The 15,175-nt window shown below is 48.9% G+C and carries 12 protein-coding genes; 5 read left to right on the plus strand and 7 right to left on the minus strand.

Going from position 1 to position 15,175, the window contains the following annotated elements:
- Positions 1-109 precede the first annotated feature (109 nt).
- A complete protein-coding gene (locus B5Z18_RS27275) occupies positions 110-910 on the minus strand; it encodes an MBL fold metallo-hydrolase (RefSeq protein WP_079472724.1) in 801 nt (266 codons plus the stop codon).
- A gap of 129 nt (positions 911-1,039) precedes the next feature.
- Between B5Z18_RS27275 and lgt the strand changes: the two genes are divergently transcribed.
- Genes lgt through B5Z18_RS27290 form a run of 3 tightly spaced genes read left to right on the plus strand, consistent with a single transcriptional unit; the run spans position 1,040 to position 3,685 of the window.
- Positions 1,040-1,843: a prolipoprotein diacylglyceryl transferase gene (gene lgt / locus B5Z18_RS27280; RefSeq protein WP_079473110.1), complete on the plus strand. Its 804-nt coding sequence runs from the start codon at positions 1,040-1,042 to the stop codon at positions 1,841-1,843.
- Positions 1,836-2,777, plus strand: coding sequence for a CobW family GTP-binding protein (locus B5Z18_RS27285; protein ID WP_079472725.1), 942 nt, complete (start codon positions 1,836-1,838; stop codon positions 2,775-2,777). The genes lgt and B5Z18_RS27285 overlap by 8 nt, the downstream gene beginning before the upstream one ends.
- Positions 2,778-2,824: 47 nt before the next feature.
- Positions 2,825-3,685 carry a DUF4846 domain-containing protein gene (locus B5Z18_RS27290; RefSeq protein WP_079472726.1) on the plus strand — a complete coding sequence of 287 codons (861 nt, stop codon included), beginning with the start codon at positions 2,825-2,827 and terminating at the stop codon, positions 3,683-3,685.
- Between the two features lie 52 nt (positions 3,686-3,737).
- On the opposite strand, the gene B5Z18_RS27295 is transcribed toward B5Z18_RS27290, so the two are convergent.
- The 5 genes from B5Z18_RS27295 to B5Z18_RS27315 form a co-directional block, all read right to left on the minus strand.
- Positions 3,738-4,631: a metallophosphoesterase family protein gene (locus tag B5Z18_RS27295; RefSeq protein ID WP_079472727.1), complete on the minus strand. Its 894-nt coding sequence runs from the start codon at positions 4,629-4,631 to the stop codon at positions 3,738-3,740.
- Positions 4,632-4,638: 7 nt separating this feature from the next.
- The gene (locus B5Z18_RS27300) at positions 4,639-6,435 is read right to left on the minus strand and encodes a RagB/SusD family nutrient uptake outer membrane protein (protein ID WP_079472728.1); all 1,797 of its coding nucleotides are present in this window, start codon (positions 6,433-6,435) and stop codon (positions 4,639-4,641) included.
- A 24-nt stretch (positions 6,436-6,459) separates the two neighbouring features.
- Positions 6,460-9,930: a SusC/RagA family TonB-linked outer membrane protein gene (locus tag B5Z18_RS27305; protein WP_159454449.1), complete on the minus strand. Its 3,471-nt coding sequence runs from the start codon at positions 9,928-9,930 to the stop codon at positions 6,460-6,462.
- 254 nt (positions 9,931-10,184) lie between these two features.
- Positions 10,185-11,249 carry a FecR domain-containing protein gene (locus B5Z18_RS27310; protein ID WP_079472729.1) on the minus strand — a complete coding sequence of 355 codons (1,065 nt, stop codon included), beginning with the start codon at positions 11,247-11,249 and terminating at the stop codon, positions 10,185-10,187.
- Between the two features lie 115 nt (positions 11,250-11,364).
- Entirely contained in the window at positions 11,365-11,958 is a 594-nt protein-coding gene (locus tag B5Z18_RS27315) for an RNA polymerase sigma-70 factor (protein WP_159454450.1), read from the minus strand.
- A 165-nt stretch (positions 11,959-12,123) separates the two neighbouring features.
- Between B5Z18_RS27315 and xseA the strand changes: the two genes are divergently transcribed.
- Together xseA and xseB are read left to right on the plus strand one after the other, a co-directional pair.
- Positions 12,124-13,563: an exodeoxyribonuclease VII large subunit gene (gene xseA, locus B5Z18_RS27320; protein WP_079472731.1), complete on the plus strand. Its 1,440-nt coding sequence runs from the start codon at positions 12,124-12,126 to the stop codon at positions 13,561-13,563.
- Positions 13,541-13,756: an exodeoxyribonuclease VII small subunit gene (gene xseB / locus B5Z18_RS27325; protein ID WP_079472732.1), complete on the plus strand. Its 216-nt coding sequence runs from the start codon at positions 13,541-13,543 to the stop codon at positions 13,754-13,756. Before xseA ends, xseB begins: the two co-directional genes overlap by 23 nt.
- A gap of 202 nt (positions 13,757-13,958) precedes the next feature.
- Here xseB and B5Z18_RS27330 read toward each other — a convergent pair whose 3' ends face one another.
- The gene (locus B5Z18_RS27330; RefSeq protein WP_079472733.1) at positions 13,959-15,113 is read right to left on the minus strand and encodes a BamA/TamA family outer membrane protein; all 1,155 of its coding nucleotides are present in this window, start codon (positions 15,111-15,113) and stop codon (positions 13,959-13,961) included.
- Positions 15,114-15,175: the final 62 nt, after the last annotated feature.

The raw sequence follows: 15,175 nt of genomic DNA on the forward strand, positions 1-15,175 counted from the left end.
TAGATGTACCAGGTATCTACCATAAAGCATACCAGTACCAGGCGGAGTGGCACTGACAGGGGCGTAGCTATAAACGGGGATTAAAAGACGGGTTGAAGTGTAGAAGCGTTTAATCATTCTGTGGCAGAACTTCGCAGGCATTGCGGACCGAAATGTGGTATACCGCTGTTTCCTCAAAACGGGAAGCCACTACGATCTGTGTGCCGTTAGCGTGCTGGTCAAAAAGTTCCTGCACCAGCGCAGGGCTGTTATTATCACGGGAAAGATGGGCCAGCAGGAGATGGCTCATAAACGGTGGCCGGTAGGTAGTAAATATTTCCAGCGCCTGTTTATTGGATAAATGTCCTTTTCCGCCCCGGATGCGCTTTTTCAGGTAGTAAGGGTATCTGCCTTTGTCCAGCATCTCTTCGTCGTAGTTGGCTTCCAGGAAAGCCGCATGACATTGCTGAAAATGACGGATCACATGCTCACAGGGCGCGCCGATATCTGTAAAGATCCCGATGGTGACTGCATTGCCGGCCACAATAAAACTATGCGGCTCTGATGCGTCGTGATGTTTTGGGAAGGCAGTTACCGACAGGGCGCCAATCTGTACCGGTTCGTAGGGGTTAAACGACATCACCAGCTGTTCTTCCAGGGTGAGGCCGCCATGCACCATTGTCATATTGGTGATATACACGGGCAGACGGTATTTTTTTGCCAGCACCGTTACTCCCCGGATATGATCAATATGCTCATGTGAAATAAATATCGCTTTTACCTTGCTCATGGTGAGGCCCAGGCGGGTCATCCTTTTTTCGGTTTCCCTGCACGAAATCCCTGCGTCTACCAGCACGGCTTCACTGTCATTCCCAATGTAATAACAGTTTCCGTTGCTTCCCGAATTCAATGATGTAATAAATAGCGACATGCGGACAAAGATAAATTTTCAGGTTGAGATTTGCAGAGACAGGTATTTTGATATGCAACGTTGTTGCAAATTATTTTATTTGTTATATTTGTTTCATTATGTTTGCAGGATATAACGAACCAGATCCTGATGCTCTTTTTACACTGGGGTGTTTCCCCTGAAATTTTCCGTATCGGCGGCTTTGCACTGCGGTATTATAGTTTGGGCTTTATGCTGGCTTTTGCGGCCTCGTATATGATATTGCTGTATGTATTCCGGCGGGAGCGGCAGTCGCGCGAAATGCTGAACCGCCTGCTGGTGTATATCATAATGGGTACGCTGATCGGTGCGCGCCTCGGGCATTGTTTGTTTTACGACTGGGCATATTACAGGGAACATATTTGGGAGATGATCCTGCCGTTTACTTTTTCGGGTGGTCAGTTCACTTTCACCGGCTACCAGGGATTGGCGAGTCATGGCGCTGCCATTGGTATTGTACTGGCTTCTGTACTTTTCAGTTACCGTTTCCGGGTGCCGCTGATGTGGCTGCTGGATCACCTGGCGCTGGTGGTGCCGCTGGCAGGGGCGTTTATCAGGACCGGCAATTTCTTTAACTCCGAAATTATTGGTACACCGTCCACGCTGCCCTGGGCGGTGGTATTTACAAGAGTGGATGATATACCGCGTCATCCGGCGCAGCTGTATGAAGCGTTGGCGTATCTCCTCATTTTTGGATGGCTGTGGTTCCTGTACCGTATGCGCGCGGAGCCCGGTAAACTATTTGGCTGGCTGCTGACAACCGTATTCAGCGCCCGCTTCGGGATTGAATTTGTGAAAGAAAACCAGGTGGCTTTTGAAAACGGGCGCCTGCTGGATATGGGACAGCTGCTGAGCATCCCGCTGATTGTATTGGGTATTTATTTTTTAATTTTCTATAAGAAGAGATATGGGTAAAGATGAACGTGTGAAGGTGTACATACTGACCGGGTTCCTCGGGGCGGGCAAAACCACGGTGCTGAACAGCCTGTTGCGGCAGTTCAGCGGGCACAATAATATTGTAATCGAAAATGAGTTTGGCAAGGTAAATATCGACGCCGGCCTCATCACCGAAAAAATAGACCAGCTGTATGAACTCACCAGTGGCTGTATCTGCTGCTCACTGGACAATGATCTGCTGGAAGTACTGGGAAACATCCTGCAAAAAGAAGAACGCCCGGACCATGTGTTTATTGAAACAACCGGTATTGCGGATGTAGGCAACATCATCGGGATGTTCCATATGCCCGATGTACAACGGCATTACGAACTGGTGAGCACCATTTGTGTGGTAGATGCAGAGAATATCTTTGAAAGACTGCAGCAGGTACCGGAAGCCGGTAAACAACTTTCCTGTGCAGACGTGATCATCATCAATAAAATAAAGCAGCTCGCCGTACCGCAACTGATCTATCTTTCCCAACAGCTGGAACAAATGAACCCGCTGGCATTCATCACCACTTCAGAAGATGGGTTTGTACCACTGAAAGAGTTGCATTTTCCCGAAAAATCAATAGGCGCCACTATCGCACCTGTTGCACCGGTGAAACATCCGCATAAAGTGAATACGGTATTGTTTGAATCGCCGGAAGCCTTTGATCTGAACATGCTGGTATTTGTACTGGATCTTCATTTCAACGCATACCCGGATCAGCTGTACCGCATCAAAGGATATGTCCGCATAAAGGACACGCCTGAAAGAATGCTGGTACAATCCACCGGGAAATACCTCCACATACAACCGGCAGGAGAGTGGGGCAGTGCCACGCCATCTTCCACACTGGTATTTATAGGAAAAGAATTAAAAACACCCACTATCCAGCGGATACTCACCCCGGCGCTCAGAAAATAATTTTATGGAAAAATCCGGGAACGGCATCTTTCCTGAAATTCATTGTTATGATGAGCACCCGCAGATTGACCATATTACTGATAGCAATCCTTACTTTACCGGCCCATTTCGTATATGCCTGGCAGTTATCCGCACTGGCTGTGTCTGTCGTTAGTCCCCCGTTTTCCAATGGAGCAACCCGTCCTGCATCTGTTGGCGCGCTTCCGCTTCCCGCCGGGTTTACGCGCCTGCCGCAACCGGCCGGCAGTTTTGGCGCCTGGCTGCGGGCCATGCCCCTGAAGCAGGACAACAAAGTATATCTTTATAACGGGCATTTAAAAAACAATCAACAGGCACAATACGCCGTACTGGATATTTCTACCGGCAACAAAGACTTACAGCAATGCGCGGATGCGGTGATCCGCCTGTATGCAGAATACCTGTACGATAGCAAACAGTTTGGGAAGATTGCTTTTCACGCTACCGATGGCACACTGATGGATTACAACAGCTGGATGAAAGGCGACCGGTTTGTATTAAAACAAAACCGCCTCGTGAAAGTGAGAAAGGCCGCGCCATGCAGCGGGCCGGCCTGTTTCAGCAACTACCTCGAAACGGTGTTCTCCTGGGCAGGTACCTTATCGCTCAGCAAGGAGCTGCTACCGGTAAAGGATACACGTAAAATACTACCCGGAAATGTTTTTATTAAAGGGGGCGCTCCCGGTCATGCGGTGATGGTAATGGATGTGGCGCAGAATGCCGCCGGTGAAAGGATTTTTCTGCTGGCGCAGAGTTACATGCCTGCGCAGGATATCCATGTATTAAAGAATCCCGGCGCCGCTACGCCCTGGTACCAGGCCGGTTTTACGGGAAAGCTGTTAACGCCGGAATGGGTGTTTGATGCCGGGGAACTGGCACAGTTCCGGTAATGAAAAAGGGGCTGACCAATACCTGTTGGTCAGCCCCCTTTTATTTCAAGAATCAGGTGTGTGCGAAATATTCGTTTTCCACTTCACCATCTGCATATAATTTCAGGATAGCATAACCCGGAGGCGTTTCAAAGTAATAACCCTCCCCGGCAGATTCCTTATCACCTTTTTCCCACCAGAAGCCACTCATAGCACCATTGCAGCAGTAACGCACGCCATTGTAAACTGCGTTATCAGAAAGATGATTATGCCCGCTGAGGCATACCTTTACTTTGTCGCGGTGTTTAAAAAAGAGGGCTTTCAACCGCTGATGATCGGAGTGGCCGCCACCTACGAGGATGGGAGTAATTCCCAGGATAGGGTAGTGCGACATCAGCAGGGTAGGCGTTCCTGCCGGCAACTTTTCCAGGTCCTGTTCCAGCCACTGGTACTGTTCTTCATCCAGGGCTATTTTTTCATTGTTGCCATCCAGGATAATGAAGTGCCAGCCTTTGCGGGTGAAGCTGTAATACCGGTGCGGAATGTTCAGCCGCTTTACTACATAGTCTTTCCCATACATGCTGTCGTCTTTGGTGGGCGCCTTCCACCAGGTATCATGATTACCGATGCAGCTGTAAACATCATATGATTTCAGGCTGCTGATGCATTCATCCCAGACCTGCCAGAGCTGTGTAACCCTTTCCCTTTTTACGGTGTCATAGGAGGCATCGAAGATAGAGTCGCCGCCGTTGAGGAAGAAGTCCACCTTTTTGGTTTTGATTTCCTCCAGGCATTTTTTAAATCTTGCCGGTGCGTTGAGGTCTTCACGTATATGCACATCCGTTATATGCGCTACGGTTAGTACCGGGGTACGTTTACCGCTTACAGCGGCCTTCACGGCGGCCGGCCCCAGGAGGGTGCCGGCTGCCAGGAGCCCGGTGTGTTTGAGGATATCTCTTCTATTCATAAAGGATTTATTGCCAGTCGAAAATCTGTTTCAGTGCAGGATTCAGCGCTACCTGCGTGTAAGGTACGGGGCGGTAGTAGTACTTGGGTTCTGTAAACTTACGTAGGTTCGTTTCCGTTACCAGTGTGCCACCTGCGGTACCATTTTTCAGGTATACCGTTACGCTTTCCCCGATGCTGCCGGCTTTGTAATAAACCAGTGTGATACCGAGGGAATTCTTTTCTTTTTTATCTTCCGCAGGAATATCGGTGCTTTTATCTATCAGGATAATATCTTCCACACCGTCGCCGGTAAGGTCAAATTTACCTAACCCGGGGAAGTACATGCCTTCCGGGATCTTCTCCAGCAGTTTGCCTGCATGCCATCTCATGAGGTCATTATAGCGGTACCCTTCCATTGCAAATTCGATCCTTCTTTCGCGGCGTATTTCCAGCAGCACGCCTTTCATTGCGCCGGTAACATCCGGGTATTTTGCGGCCTGCGCAGGATCAGGGTTGGCATTGCTGGTGGCCAGGTCAAGAACCGGTATACCGGCGCGGGTGCGCAGCAGGTTTACGGATTGATCCAGGTCGGTTTGCGTGAGCGTATTCAGTTCTGCTTTGGCTTCTGCAAAGGTGAGCAGGGCTTCTGCATAGCGGTATACGGGGAAGTCCACGCTGTTGGTAATAACCTGGTCGGTACTGTTGGTGTATCCTTTCAGCTGGTGATAGCCGGTGAAGTTTTTGTTAAGACGCTGGATATACGGCCTGGCGTCGCCGGCACGGGTAAAGCCAGGTCCTGCCAGGGTTTGGCGCATACGCGGATCCCTGTTCTGGAACTCGGCTACAAAAGGCAGCTTATCATAACCGGGAATATCGGTAAATCGTTTACCATCTTTCATGAGGTAGGTTTGCACCAGGTCGCGGGAAACGGATTGTTCGTAATCCCCGAACACGTTACCGTTGATACTGCCGCTGCGGCCTTTATTCATATCATAAGGATTGGCGAGGATCACTTCTTTGTTCAGCAGGAGGTCCTGGCTGGTGAACAGCGCAGCATAATCCTGGTCGGGTTTACCGGTATTGTATATGGTGAAGTTGCCGGAGTTGATAATGTCCTGCGCCTGAACGCGCGCGCTGTCGAGGAAGCGTGCGGCGGTGCCGGTGAGGTTGAGCTCCGGGTGATACTTACGGTAGGTACCTTCAAACAGGGCGATACGGGCGTAGAGCATTTTGGCGGCCCATAAGCCCGGTGTGCCACTGGGTACGCTGGTGCGGATGTGTGTAGTGGCAAATACGAGATCGGCCATCATACTGTCTACCACCATTGCACGGGGATCGCGGCCTTTGAACAGGTCGGGGTCGCCGGGATTTAATGACCTGCCATACCAGGGAACATCTGAATAGCGGATAATTTTATCAAAGTAAAATCCGGCCCTGTAATACCTGGCCAGTCCGGCATAATGATCTTTGATGTCCTGGGTAACAGCGGCTTTGTTGTAATTGTCGAGGAAATAATTCACGTCACGGAGCCTTTTCCAATCCCAGCCATTGGTAATGGTTTGAGAGCTGGGAGAGCCGATCATGATATTTTTTACTTCCACTGCGGCGGTGGTAGCGGCGTTGTCGCTGTTCTGGTCCCCGAGGTATTCGCCGGTACCGGGCAGGTCAAGTAAACCATTCACATACAGGGCCAGGTCTTCCTCGGTTTTAAAAAACAGTTCAGGGGAAATAGCGTCCTGTGGATAGCGATCGAGGAAGTCCTTTTTACAGGAAGCACTGATCACCATCACCCCGATAATTATATAGCTCGTAAATTTTTTCATGTTGCAATGTTTAACGTTCCGGTTTTACAGATCAAGATTTAATCCTACTGCATATTTGCGCTGGTAAGGATATGCCCATCCATAGCCATCAATAATGGATTCCGGATCCAGGTACTTTTTGATGGAAGAGAATTCAAAGATGTTTTCGCCGGTTACGTAGATGCGTAAACGATTAATATGATAGCGCCTGGTGAGTGATGCGGGCAGGGTGTAACCCAGGGTTACATTCTTGATACGCAGGTAAGCCGCATTCAGCATGTATTTGGATTGCGGGATATCCAGTCCTTTTTTATCGTTGTTATCTGCCAGCCACGATTGTAATACCGGGAAGTAAGAATTGGTATTGGCATCTGCCAGTCCGGCTTTGATATAGGACTCGCTATGCTGCGCGCGGGTAGCTTCGTTGTCGGCTGTAGCGCGGTAGTAGTCGAGGTTCCAGGGGTAAATACTGGCGTAAGGTTGTTGGTATGGTCCCCAGAATAAATAGTGATGCGGGTAGTAATCCATTTTCCCGATACCCTGGAGGAAAACGGAAAGATCGATGCCATTCCAGTTCATATCCAGGTTTACACCAAAGCGGTAATGCGGACTGGTATTGCCGATCACTTTCAGATCTTTGGGATCTTTGGCAGAAATACCCCGTTCAATTTTGCCGTTACCATCCAGGTCTTTGTACTTAGGCCATCCTTCTACAATTTCCAGGGCGCCCCAGGGGATAATGGCAGATTGATCCAGTTTGTTGATCTCATCTTTATTTTTGAAATAGCCGTCGTTGGTGAGTCCCCATATTTCGCCATAGGTTTGACCAGGCCAATAGTTGGAGCCAAAGAGTTTCTGTTCGTTCTGGAACCGGGTGATCTTTGTTTTATCATCAGACAAAATAACTTTCACGCCGAAGCCGAGCGGTTTGGAGGCTACATTAAGATCGTTGCGGTAGCCGAGGCTCAGTTCCCATCCGCGGGTCGACAGATCGGCCACGTTTTGCTGGGGAGCGCCGGTACCCAATACAGCTGGTAATTCCTGGCCCTGTGCCAGCATACCGGTGGTGTTGCGGATAAAGTAGTCGAAGCTGGCCTGGAATTTATTTTGCACAAAGCCCATGTCGGTACCCACGTTGGTGGTGGTTACTTTTTCCCAGGTATAGTTGGCCGGGTCTACCTGCAGGGAAGGTGCGCCGGCAATAATCGTCTGGCCGGCATTGCCACCTGGCAGGTAATCTGATTTTTTGGTTTTCAGGGTTTGGAGATAGCCAAAATAGGCTACGCTCTGATTACCCAAACTACCATATGATCCCCTGAATTTGAGCGTGGAAATAACCGGCAGGGTGTTCCGCATAAAGCTCTCCTCGCTGGCGATCCATGCGGCAGAAACGGAAGGGAACAGGCCCCAGCGGTTGCTGGAAGGGAAACGGGAAGATCCGTCGTACCGTCCATTTGCTTCTATGATGTAGCGGTCTTTAAAGGTGTAATTAATTCTCCCGAAAAAACTCCGGATAGCATACGAGTAATATTCCGTACCTACCGCAGGATCACCGCTGGTGAGCGCGATGTAGGGGAGGGAAGAAGAGATCAGGTTTTGCTTGGAACCCTTGATCAGCTGCCATTCGTAGCTCTCCTGGTTGTACCCGGCCAGTAAAGTGATGTTGTGTACTTTACCGAGGGTTTTGTGGTAATTGGCGAAGAGGTCTATTACATCATGACTGATAGTACCGTTGTTTTCTGTAACGGAGCCGTTACCGCCTTCCTGGCGGATATCGTCCGGACCATAGCCTATCTTATATTTTTTCTGGTCGATGTGGTATTTCCAGAGTTCTCTTTTGATGCTGGCGTCACCGGTGATGGTGAGGTCGTTGTCGAGGAAAGAAGCCACACCGCGGATGATGTCCTGGAATCCAAAACGGGTTTGCGTGTTGCGTCCGCCGTCTACCAGTTGGGCTGCCAGTCTGCCGGCGGCGGTATTGGCCCAGGTGCCGTCCGGGTTCACTGCTACCTGGGTGGGTTGCAGGTAGTACACGTCCGTGATGTTATATGCAGGGGCATCGGCCTTTGTCTGGTAGATGTTCATGTTATTATCTACCTGTAACCATTTGATGGGTTTAAGGCTGAGTTTTCCGCGTAATCCGTAGCGTCCCCAGTCGTCTTTGGCCAGCTTATTCAAACCGTTTTCTTTGGTATAGTCGGCAGAAAGGAGATAGCTGATAGGTAATTTCTTCGCCGTTTCTGCGCTGCCGTTCAGGGAAATAGCATGATACTGGGAGAAATTACTTTTACTGAAGAAGTAATCATTCCAGTTGTTGCTGCCCATGTACGCCCATTTGGTAGGATCGCTCGGATCAATACGGGTATCAGGCAGGGAAGGGTTTTCGGATCTTTCCTTTGCCCATTTATAATACTCGTCGGAATAGTTTACATAGTCCCACGGTGTATTGTCGGTAGATGTTTCCAATACGCGCGAGTAAATATAGGGATCAGTGATCGCATCCGGCATAACGGTGCGGCGCGACATAGCGAAGTAGTTACTGTAGCTGACGGTTTGTTTACCACCGCTGGTGCCTTGTTTGGTGGTGATGAGAATAACGCCGTAGGCGGCGCGTGCGCCATAAATGGCTGCAGAGGCGGCATCGCGTAATACGGAGATAGACGCGATATCAGCAGGGTTAATGCGTAACAGGTCATCCATCACGGCGGCAATACCATCAATCACGATGAGGGGTGCCACATTACCGTTAGTACCGTTGATACTGGCAATACCGCGGATATTGATAGTAGGTGTTTGTCCGGGGCGGCCGCCGGGGTAGCTGATATTCAGCCCGGGACTGAGGCCCTGTAAGCCCTGCATCACATTGGCAATGGGGCGTGCAGCCAGCTGTTTGCCGGAAATCTGATCGATAGCGCCGGTTACGTTTAGTTTCTTCTGTGTACCATAACCTACCACGATCACTTCTTCCATAGAATTTTTAGAAGGTTCGAGGGTGATGGTCAGGGTTTCCCGGCCGTTGAGTGAAACCTCCTGCTGATCAAAGCCTACATAGGTAAGTACGAGGATGGCATTTTCGGGCACCTTTAATTCAAAGTCGCCTTTTACATCCGTAACAGTGCCTATGGAAGTGTTTTTGAGCCTTACGCTTACGCCTGGCAATACTTCGCCGGCGGGATTTATTACATGGCCTTTTACCAGGTTGTCTTTACTCACCACGGCCGCCGGGGCGATCACGATCAGTTTGTCGGACATTTTCCGGAAGTGAAGGGAAGTATTATCGAGGATTTCGTTTAATACTTTGTCGATAGACCAATCTTTTGCATCGATAGATATTTTATGGTTTAACGGAAGATTATCATCGTTATAAACAAACCTGTAATGGCTGTTCTTCTCCAGCAGGGCGAGGGCTTTGTCCAACTGCACCTGCGAGAGCTTCACTGTTATGGTGGATTGAGAATGCACCTTTGCGCTTACGTGTAAACAGGCAAGGGTGACAAGCAGCATAGAAAGCTTCATAAAAATTAACAGTTTATACAACCTCCGGCCGGGCGGAAGCCAATTGTCCACTGTACTTTTTTTCATACATTTGTTTTGTTGGTTAATTAATTTGTTGATGGAGAGTTTACCCAATACAATGCTGTTAACCGATATTTACACGGGGAATGGTGCGAACATTTCCCGTTTTTTTTTCGGTTTAAGCTTAGCTAATAAATTCTTTAGTTACTTGTTGTTCAGATTGTCTGTTTAATGTTTTACAGGTGAAAGAAATGTTAGTTAATCCATATTTTGCCTTCTGCATCTTTATGCCAGGAAAACGATAAGGTTGTTTCCAGTGCATTCAATACTTCTTCCAGGCTTTCTGATTCGAAAACACCGGTAAAGTAGAGTTGTTTTTTACGATCGTCACTAAAGTTGATTTCCACCCCATACCACTGTTCCAGCATCTTTACTACTTTGTCGAGCTGCAGGTGTTTAAAGGCCAGTTTATTTTGTACCCAGGCCGTTTCCGGGATAATACTATCTCTCAATGTGGTGAGTTTCGTTTTATATACTATTATGGGTGTAGTTAGTGCTGCAGTGTTTTCTGTTGTTGGTGCTGTTTGCGGATGCACAGGTACGGTTAGTTTTTCGTTCGGCTTCAGCGATACTACCTGGCTGGAAGCATCGTTCAGCACCACTTCCACAGATCCCTGCACAAGGGATGCTACGGCGCTGTCTTCCTGCGGATAAGCCCTTACATTAAAGGAGGTGCCCAGCACCCTTACATTAAAGGCTTTGGTATGAACGCGGAAGGGACGTTCAGCATCGGCGGTTACCACAAAAAAGGCTTCCCCCTCGAGGGTTACTTCCCGGGGCTGATGCGCTGCAAATTGTTGGGGATAATCCAGTTTACTGCCGGCATTGAGCCATACCCTGGTACCATCCGGTAGCAGCACCTGTGAGCGCATGCGTTTGTCGGTGACAAGCTGTGATAACACCGGTGTTGTTTTGGCCCGTTGTGTATACCGCCAATATCCGCCGAGGGCGAAGAGCAGGAGGAATCCCGCCGCAATGCCGCTGTATAGCAACCATCTGCGTCCTTTTGGGGGCGCTTCTTCATAAAACGTGTCAGCTGGGAGGTTTTGCATACGCTGCTGGTGTTTTTCCAGCAGTTGTTCCACCTGTGTAGGGGAGTATGCTTTGCCCGCCGGAGCCCAGTTTTGCGCAAACACTTCCCGGATGTAGCTGGCATCCGGGTATTGCTGCAGCAATTGTTCCAATGCTGCGGCTTCTTTTTCAGTTAATTCGCCGGCCATTTCGCGGGCCAGCAACGCATAGAGTTTTTCCTGATCCATAGTGTCAGTGAAGAATAAAAAGGCGCCAGTTTAATGTAAGCAGCCATTTTGTTCCTGCATCTGTAAGAAGGACAAACTAAACAGTAAAAATTCCCTAAAGGAAATCAAAAAAAAATTATGAGTCCAGCCGGAGGTAGGTTTGAGCGGTTTCGTCCGACAGGTCGAAACGGATGGCCTGGGATATTTTTTTAACCGCGATAGTGAGTTGTGCATCTACCGTTTTTGTGGAAATATTGAGCAGTTCCGCTACTTCGCGGTAACTGAGGCGGTCTTGTTTTATTAAGCGGAAGATAAGCTGGCAGCGGGCGGGCAGGCTGCGGATAGCCCTTTCTATTTTTTGCGATACTTCGGCAGATACCATTCCGTTTTCTGCATCGGGGGCAATGGCCAGCATGTCTGTATTTAATGTATCCAGCGAATGGTGCTGGTGTCTTTTCTGTTGGCGCAGGGTGTTCAGGGAAAGATTTTTGGTGCTTACATAAAGATATACCACCGGGTTTTGCACATGCGATAAATCATTCCGTTTTTGCCACAATGATAGAAATACATCTGACACAATTTCTTCTGCCAGGTGAAACGAGGAAACAATGGATGCAGAAAAATGTATCAGCCGGGTACATAACGCTATGTATAATTCATTATACGCCTGAATACTGTTATCATAGCAGACCCTTTCAAAAAGCCCTTTTATCTGCTCATTTTCTCTCATGGCGCAAAAATATATAAATCGGAATAAGTCTGTTATTAAGTGTTTGTTACGGTTTTGGTTGACCTGATAATCTATTCGTTGTTCAATGCGCAGCAATATATACATTTCCCCCGGTATTCCATGAGCGTGTTCATAATAAACGTTTTCTTATCTTTACCCACTACCATGACCGATTCTCCGTCCATAAAACTATCCGTTCTTACCGGGAAAATCCAGCAGGCGCTTCAACAGGTGTTTGCAGAGCAAACCTATTGGGTAGTGGCAGATATCACCAATCATTCCTACTATCAGCAAAAGGGATATCATTATTTCGACCTGGTGGAAAAAGAAGAACATGCGGGTGGTATTGTAGCCAAGGTTTCGGCAGTTGCATGGGGAAATGGCGCTATCCGGATCAAGGAATTTGAAATAGTTACGGGGCAGCAGTTTAAAAATGATATTCATGTATTGGTAAAAGTATCGGTAGGGTACCACCAGGTGCATGGATTGCAGATCACGCTGCTGGATATAGATACCAGCTTTACAGTAGGGTTGCTGGAACAGCAGAAGCAGCAAACCCTGTTACGGCTTACTACTGAATGCGCGGATTTTATCCGTAAGTCGGGCGACCGGTACATTACCCGCAACAACCAGTTGCCTTTGCCAGCAGTGATCCAGCGGCTGGCGGTGATCACCTCCGGCAACTCCGCCGGTTACCAGGATTTCCGGCATACCCTGGAGCACAATCATTTCGGCTATACATTTAAAATCGATAACTACTTCACGGTAGTGCAGGGCGAAACCAAAGCGGAGCTGGTACAACAACGGCTGATAGATATCTACCAGCGCCAGGTACCTTATGATGCGGTGGTAATTATCCGCGGGGGCGGTGCGCAAACCGACTTCCTGATCTTCGATACTTTTATCCTGGGCAGGGCGGTGGCAAAATTCCCGATCCCGGTGATCACCGGAATTGGGCATCAGAAAAATGAAACCATTACGGATATGATGGCGCACACCGCCACCAAAACGCCTACCAAAGCAGCAGAGCTGATTATTGCGCATAACCGCCTGTTTGAAGAAGCGGTGATCAATATGCAGCAGAATATTGTGATCCGTTCTCAACAGCTGTTTTCCGGGCACTTCCAGGCATTGTCTTATCTCAACAGCGCTATTATTAACCAGTCGCGCACCTTGCTGGCCAATCATAAAGAAGCCTTGCATGCCCGCAACAATGTGGTGCTGCATACCTCGAAATCAATACTGCTGAACCGGCACCGGGAGCTGATGACCGTATCCAACGCCGTGTTATCAAAGCCACGGATCATGGTTTCCAACCGGCTGAATGACCTCGACAATTTGATTGGGCGTTTCCGTTCTTTCAGCAGGTTATTTATTCAAAGCAAAAGGGGACAGGTAGCGCATTACGACTCCCTGTTCAAACTGATGAGTCCTGCCAGTATCCTGAAACGTGGCTTTGCCATTGTTTACCAGGACGGGCATATTCTTCCCGATGCGTCCACTCTCCAGCCCGGAAGCCATATCAGGGTGGTACTGCAGGATGCATCACTGGAAGCCACTATTACTGAAAAAAACATTTTACATGAGCCAGGAACTGACATATGAAGCTGCCTACAATGAATTGCAACTGATTGCGGAAGAAATAGAGAATGAAGCTGTTTCGGTAGACCTGCTGGCAGAAAAGGTAAAACGGGCAGCTGTTCTTATTGAATTTTGTCAACAGAAATTGCGCGCCACGGAAACGGAGGTGAATAATATTATCAAGCAAATGGAGGGAACGAAGGGGGGAGAGAAGTAAGGGCTTTCTACTCAGCTTTGAAACCGGGAAGAAGATATACCGGATCCGGGTAGCACCTGCTTAGGATATGCTTAGGACATGGGGAATACATGCACTGAAGGTGGAGGTGACGTGGAGGGGATGTGGACTTGATCTGGAAACGGTCTGCTGTAAAGGGTTTGGAGCGAAATTGAAGGTCGTGGTTCTGTACCCGGGGATCTCCCTAAAAAACCTCGTTAATACCAAAGTAAAAACCCGATTGATCCTTGCCCATGCCATAATCCAGCCGGATATTGATCCGTTTTTTAAACTCCCAGCGGTAGCCGATGCCATAGCTGACCAGCGACTGGCGGAATTCCAACTCATTAAAGCGGGGAAATACGTTACCACCTCCAATCCAGGCAACCACGCCGCTGCGGTTATAGATCTTCTGGCGTAGTTCCACCTGGGCAGCCAGGTAGTTCTTATCGCGGAAGCGGCCTTCGTAGTAGCCCCTGAGGCGGTTGGAACCGCCGGCTTCTCCGAGGAGGCTCCAGGGAACATCGCCGCTGCGTTCTTCTGCATACAGGTCGGTGGCCAGTACGGCGCCTTTCCATAGTTGTTTGTACCAGTCGAACTGCAGATCCAGTTGTGAAAATACGGTTTTATTGCCCAGGAACGAGGGGAAAAAGCGATAGCCCAGTCGTATGTACATGCCTTTATAGGCATTGGGTATAAAATCGCGGGTATCGTATACAATAAACGGGCCGGCGCCGATGCCCAGTACCTTCCCGGGAACCATGAGGGGCTTGCCGCCGGCAGTATCGAGTTTTTTGGTTTGTACATTCTGGATTTGGGTACAGAGGCCCATGAACAGGTTTCCGTTCAGGTTGATGCTGAAGTCGGCCTGGAGTTTTTCGGTGAGCTGCACGTATTCAGTATAATCATCTTTATGGCTGCCGGCTTCGTAGCCGATGCCCCAGTATTTATTGGGGCGGGAGCTGAAAGAGGCTTTCAATGCCAGCCGGAACCGGTCGTGCGGAAATATGGTGGTGTTGCTGATGCCGATTCCATAAAACCCGGTGAGGGCGCCGGAGGCGTATACCGCGGCGTTGGAAACGGGCAGCAGGGAATCTGTTTTATCTGTTTTGTATTGTGCGGCCATCATTACGGCGATGCCGAAGCTGGTTTCGGGGGTGTACACGGGGCCACCGATGAAGCTGAGGTCTACCTTTTTCTTTTTCTTTTCTACGTTGGTATTTTTAAGATAATACTTGATGTTATCAAAAAATCCTTTAGGCGCTGAAAATGTGGCTGTTGAGTCTGCCCGGTCTTCCTGCTGGGCATACCCTGCAGCAGGTGCAACCAGTAGCAGTAGTAGTAAAATCTTTCTATCCATGTATGACAATGCAATGAATATAGGACGATTTTCAGAAAACTGATGAAGTGGTATGCAAAAAG

Origin of the sequence: Chitinophaga ginsengisegetis (genome assembly GCF_900168065.1) — a bacterium.
GTDB classification, from domain to species: Bacteria; Bacteroidota; Bacteroidia; order Chitinophagales; family Chitinophagaceae; genus Chitinophaga; species Chitinophaga ginsengisegetis.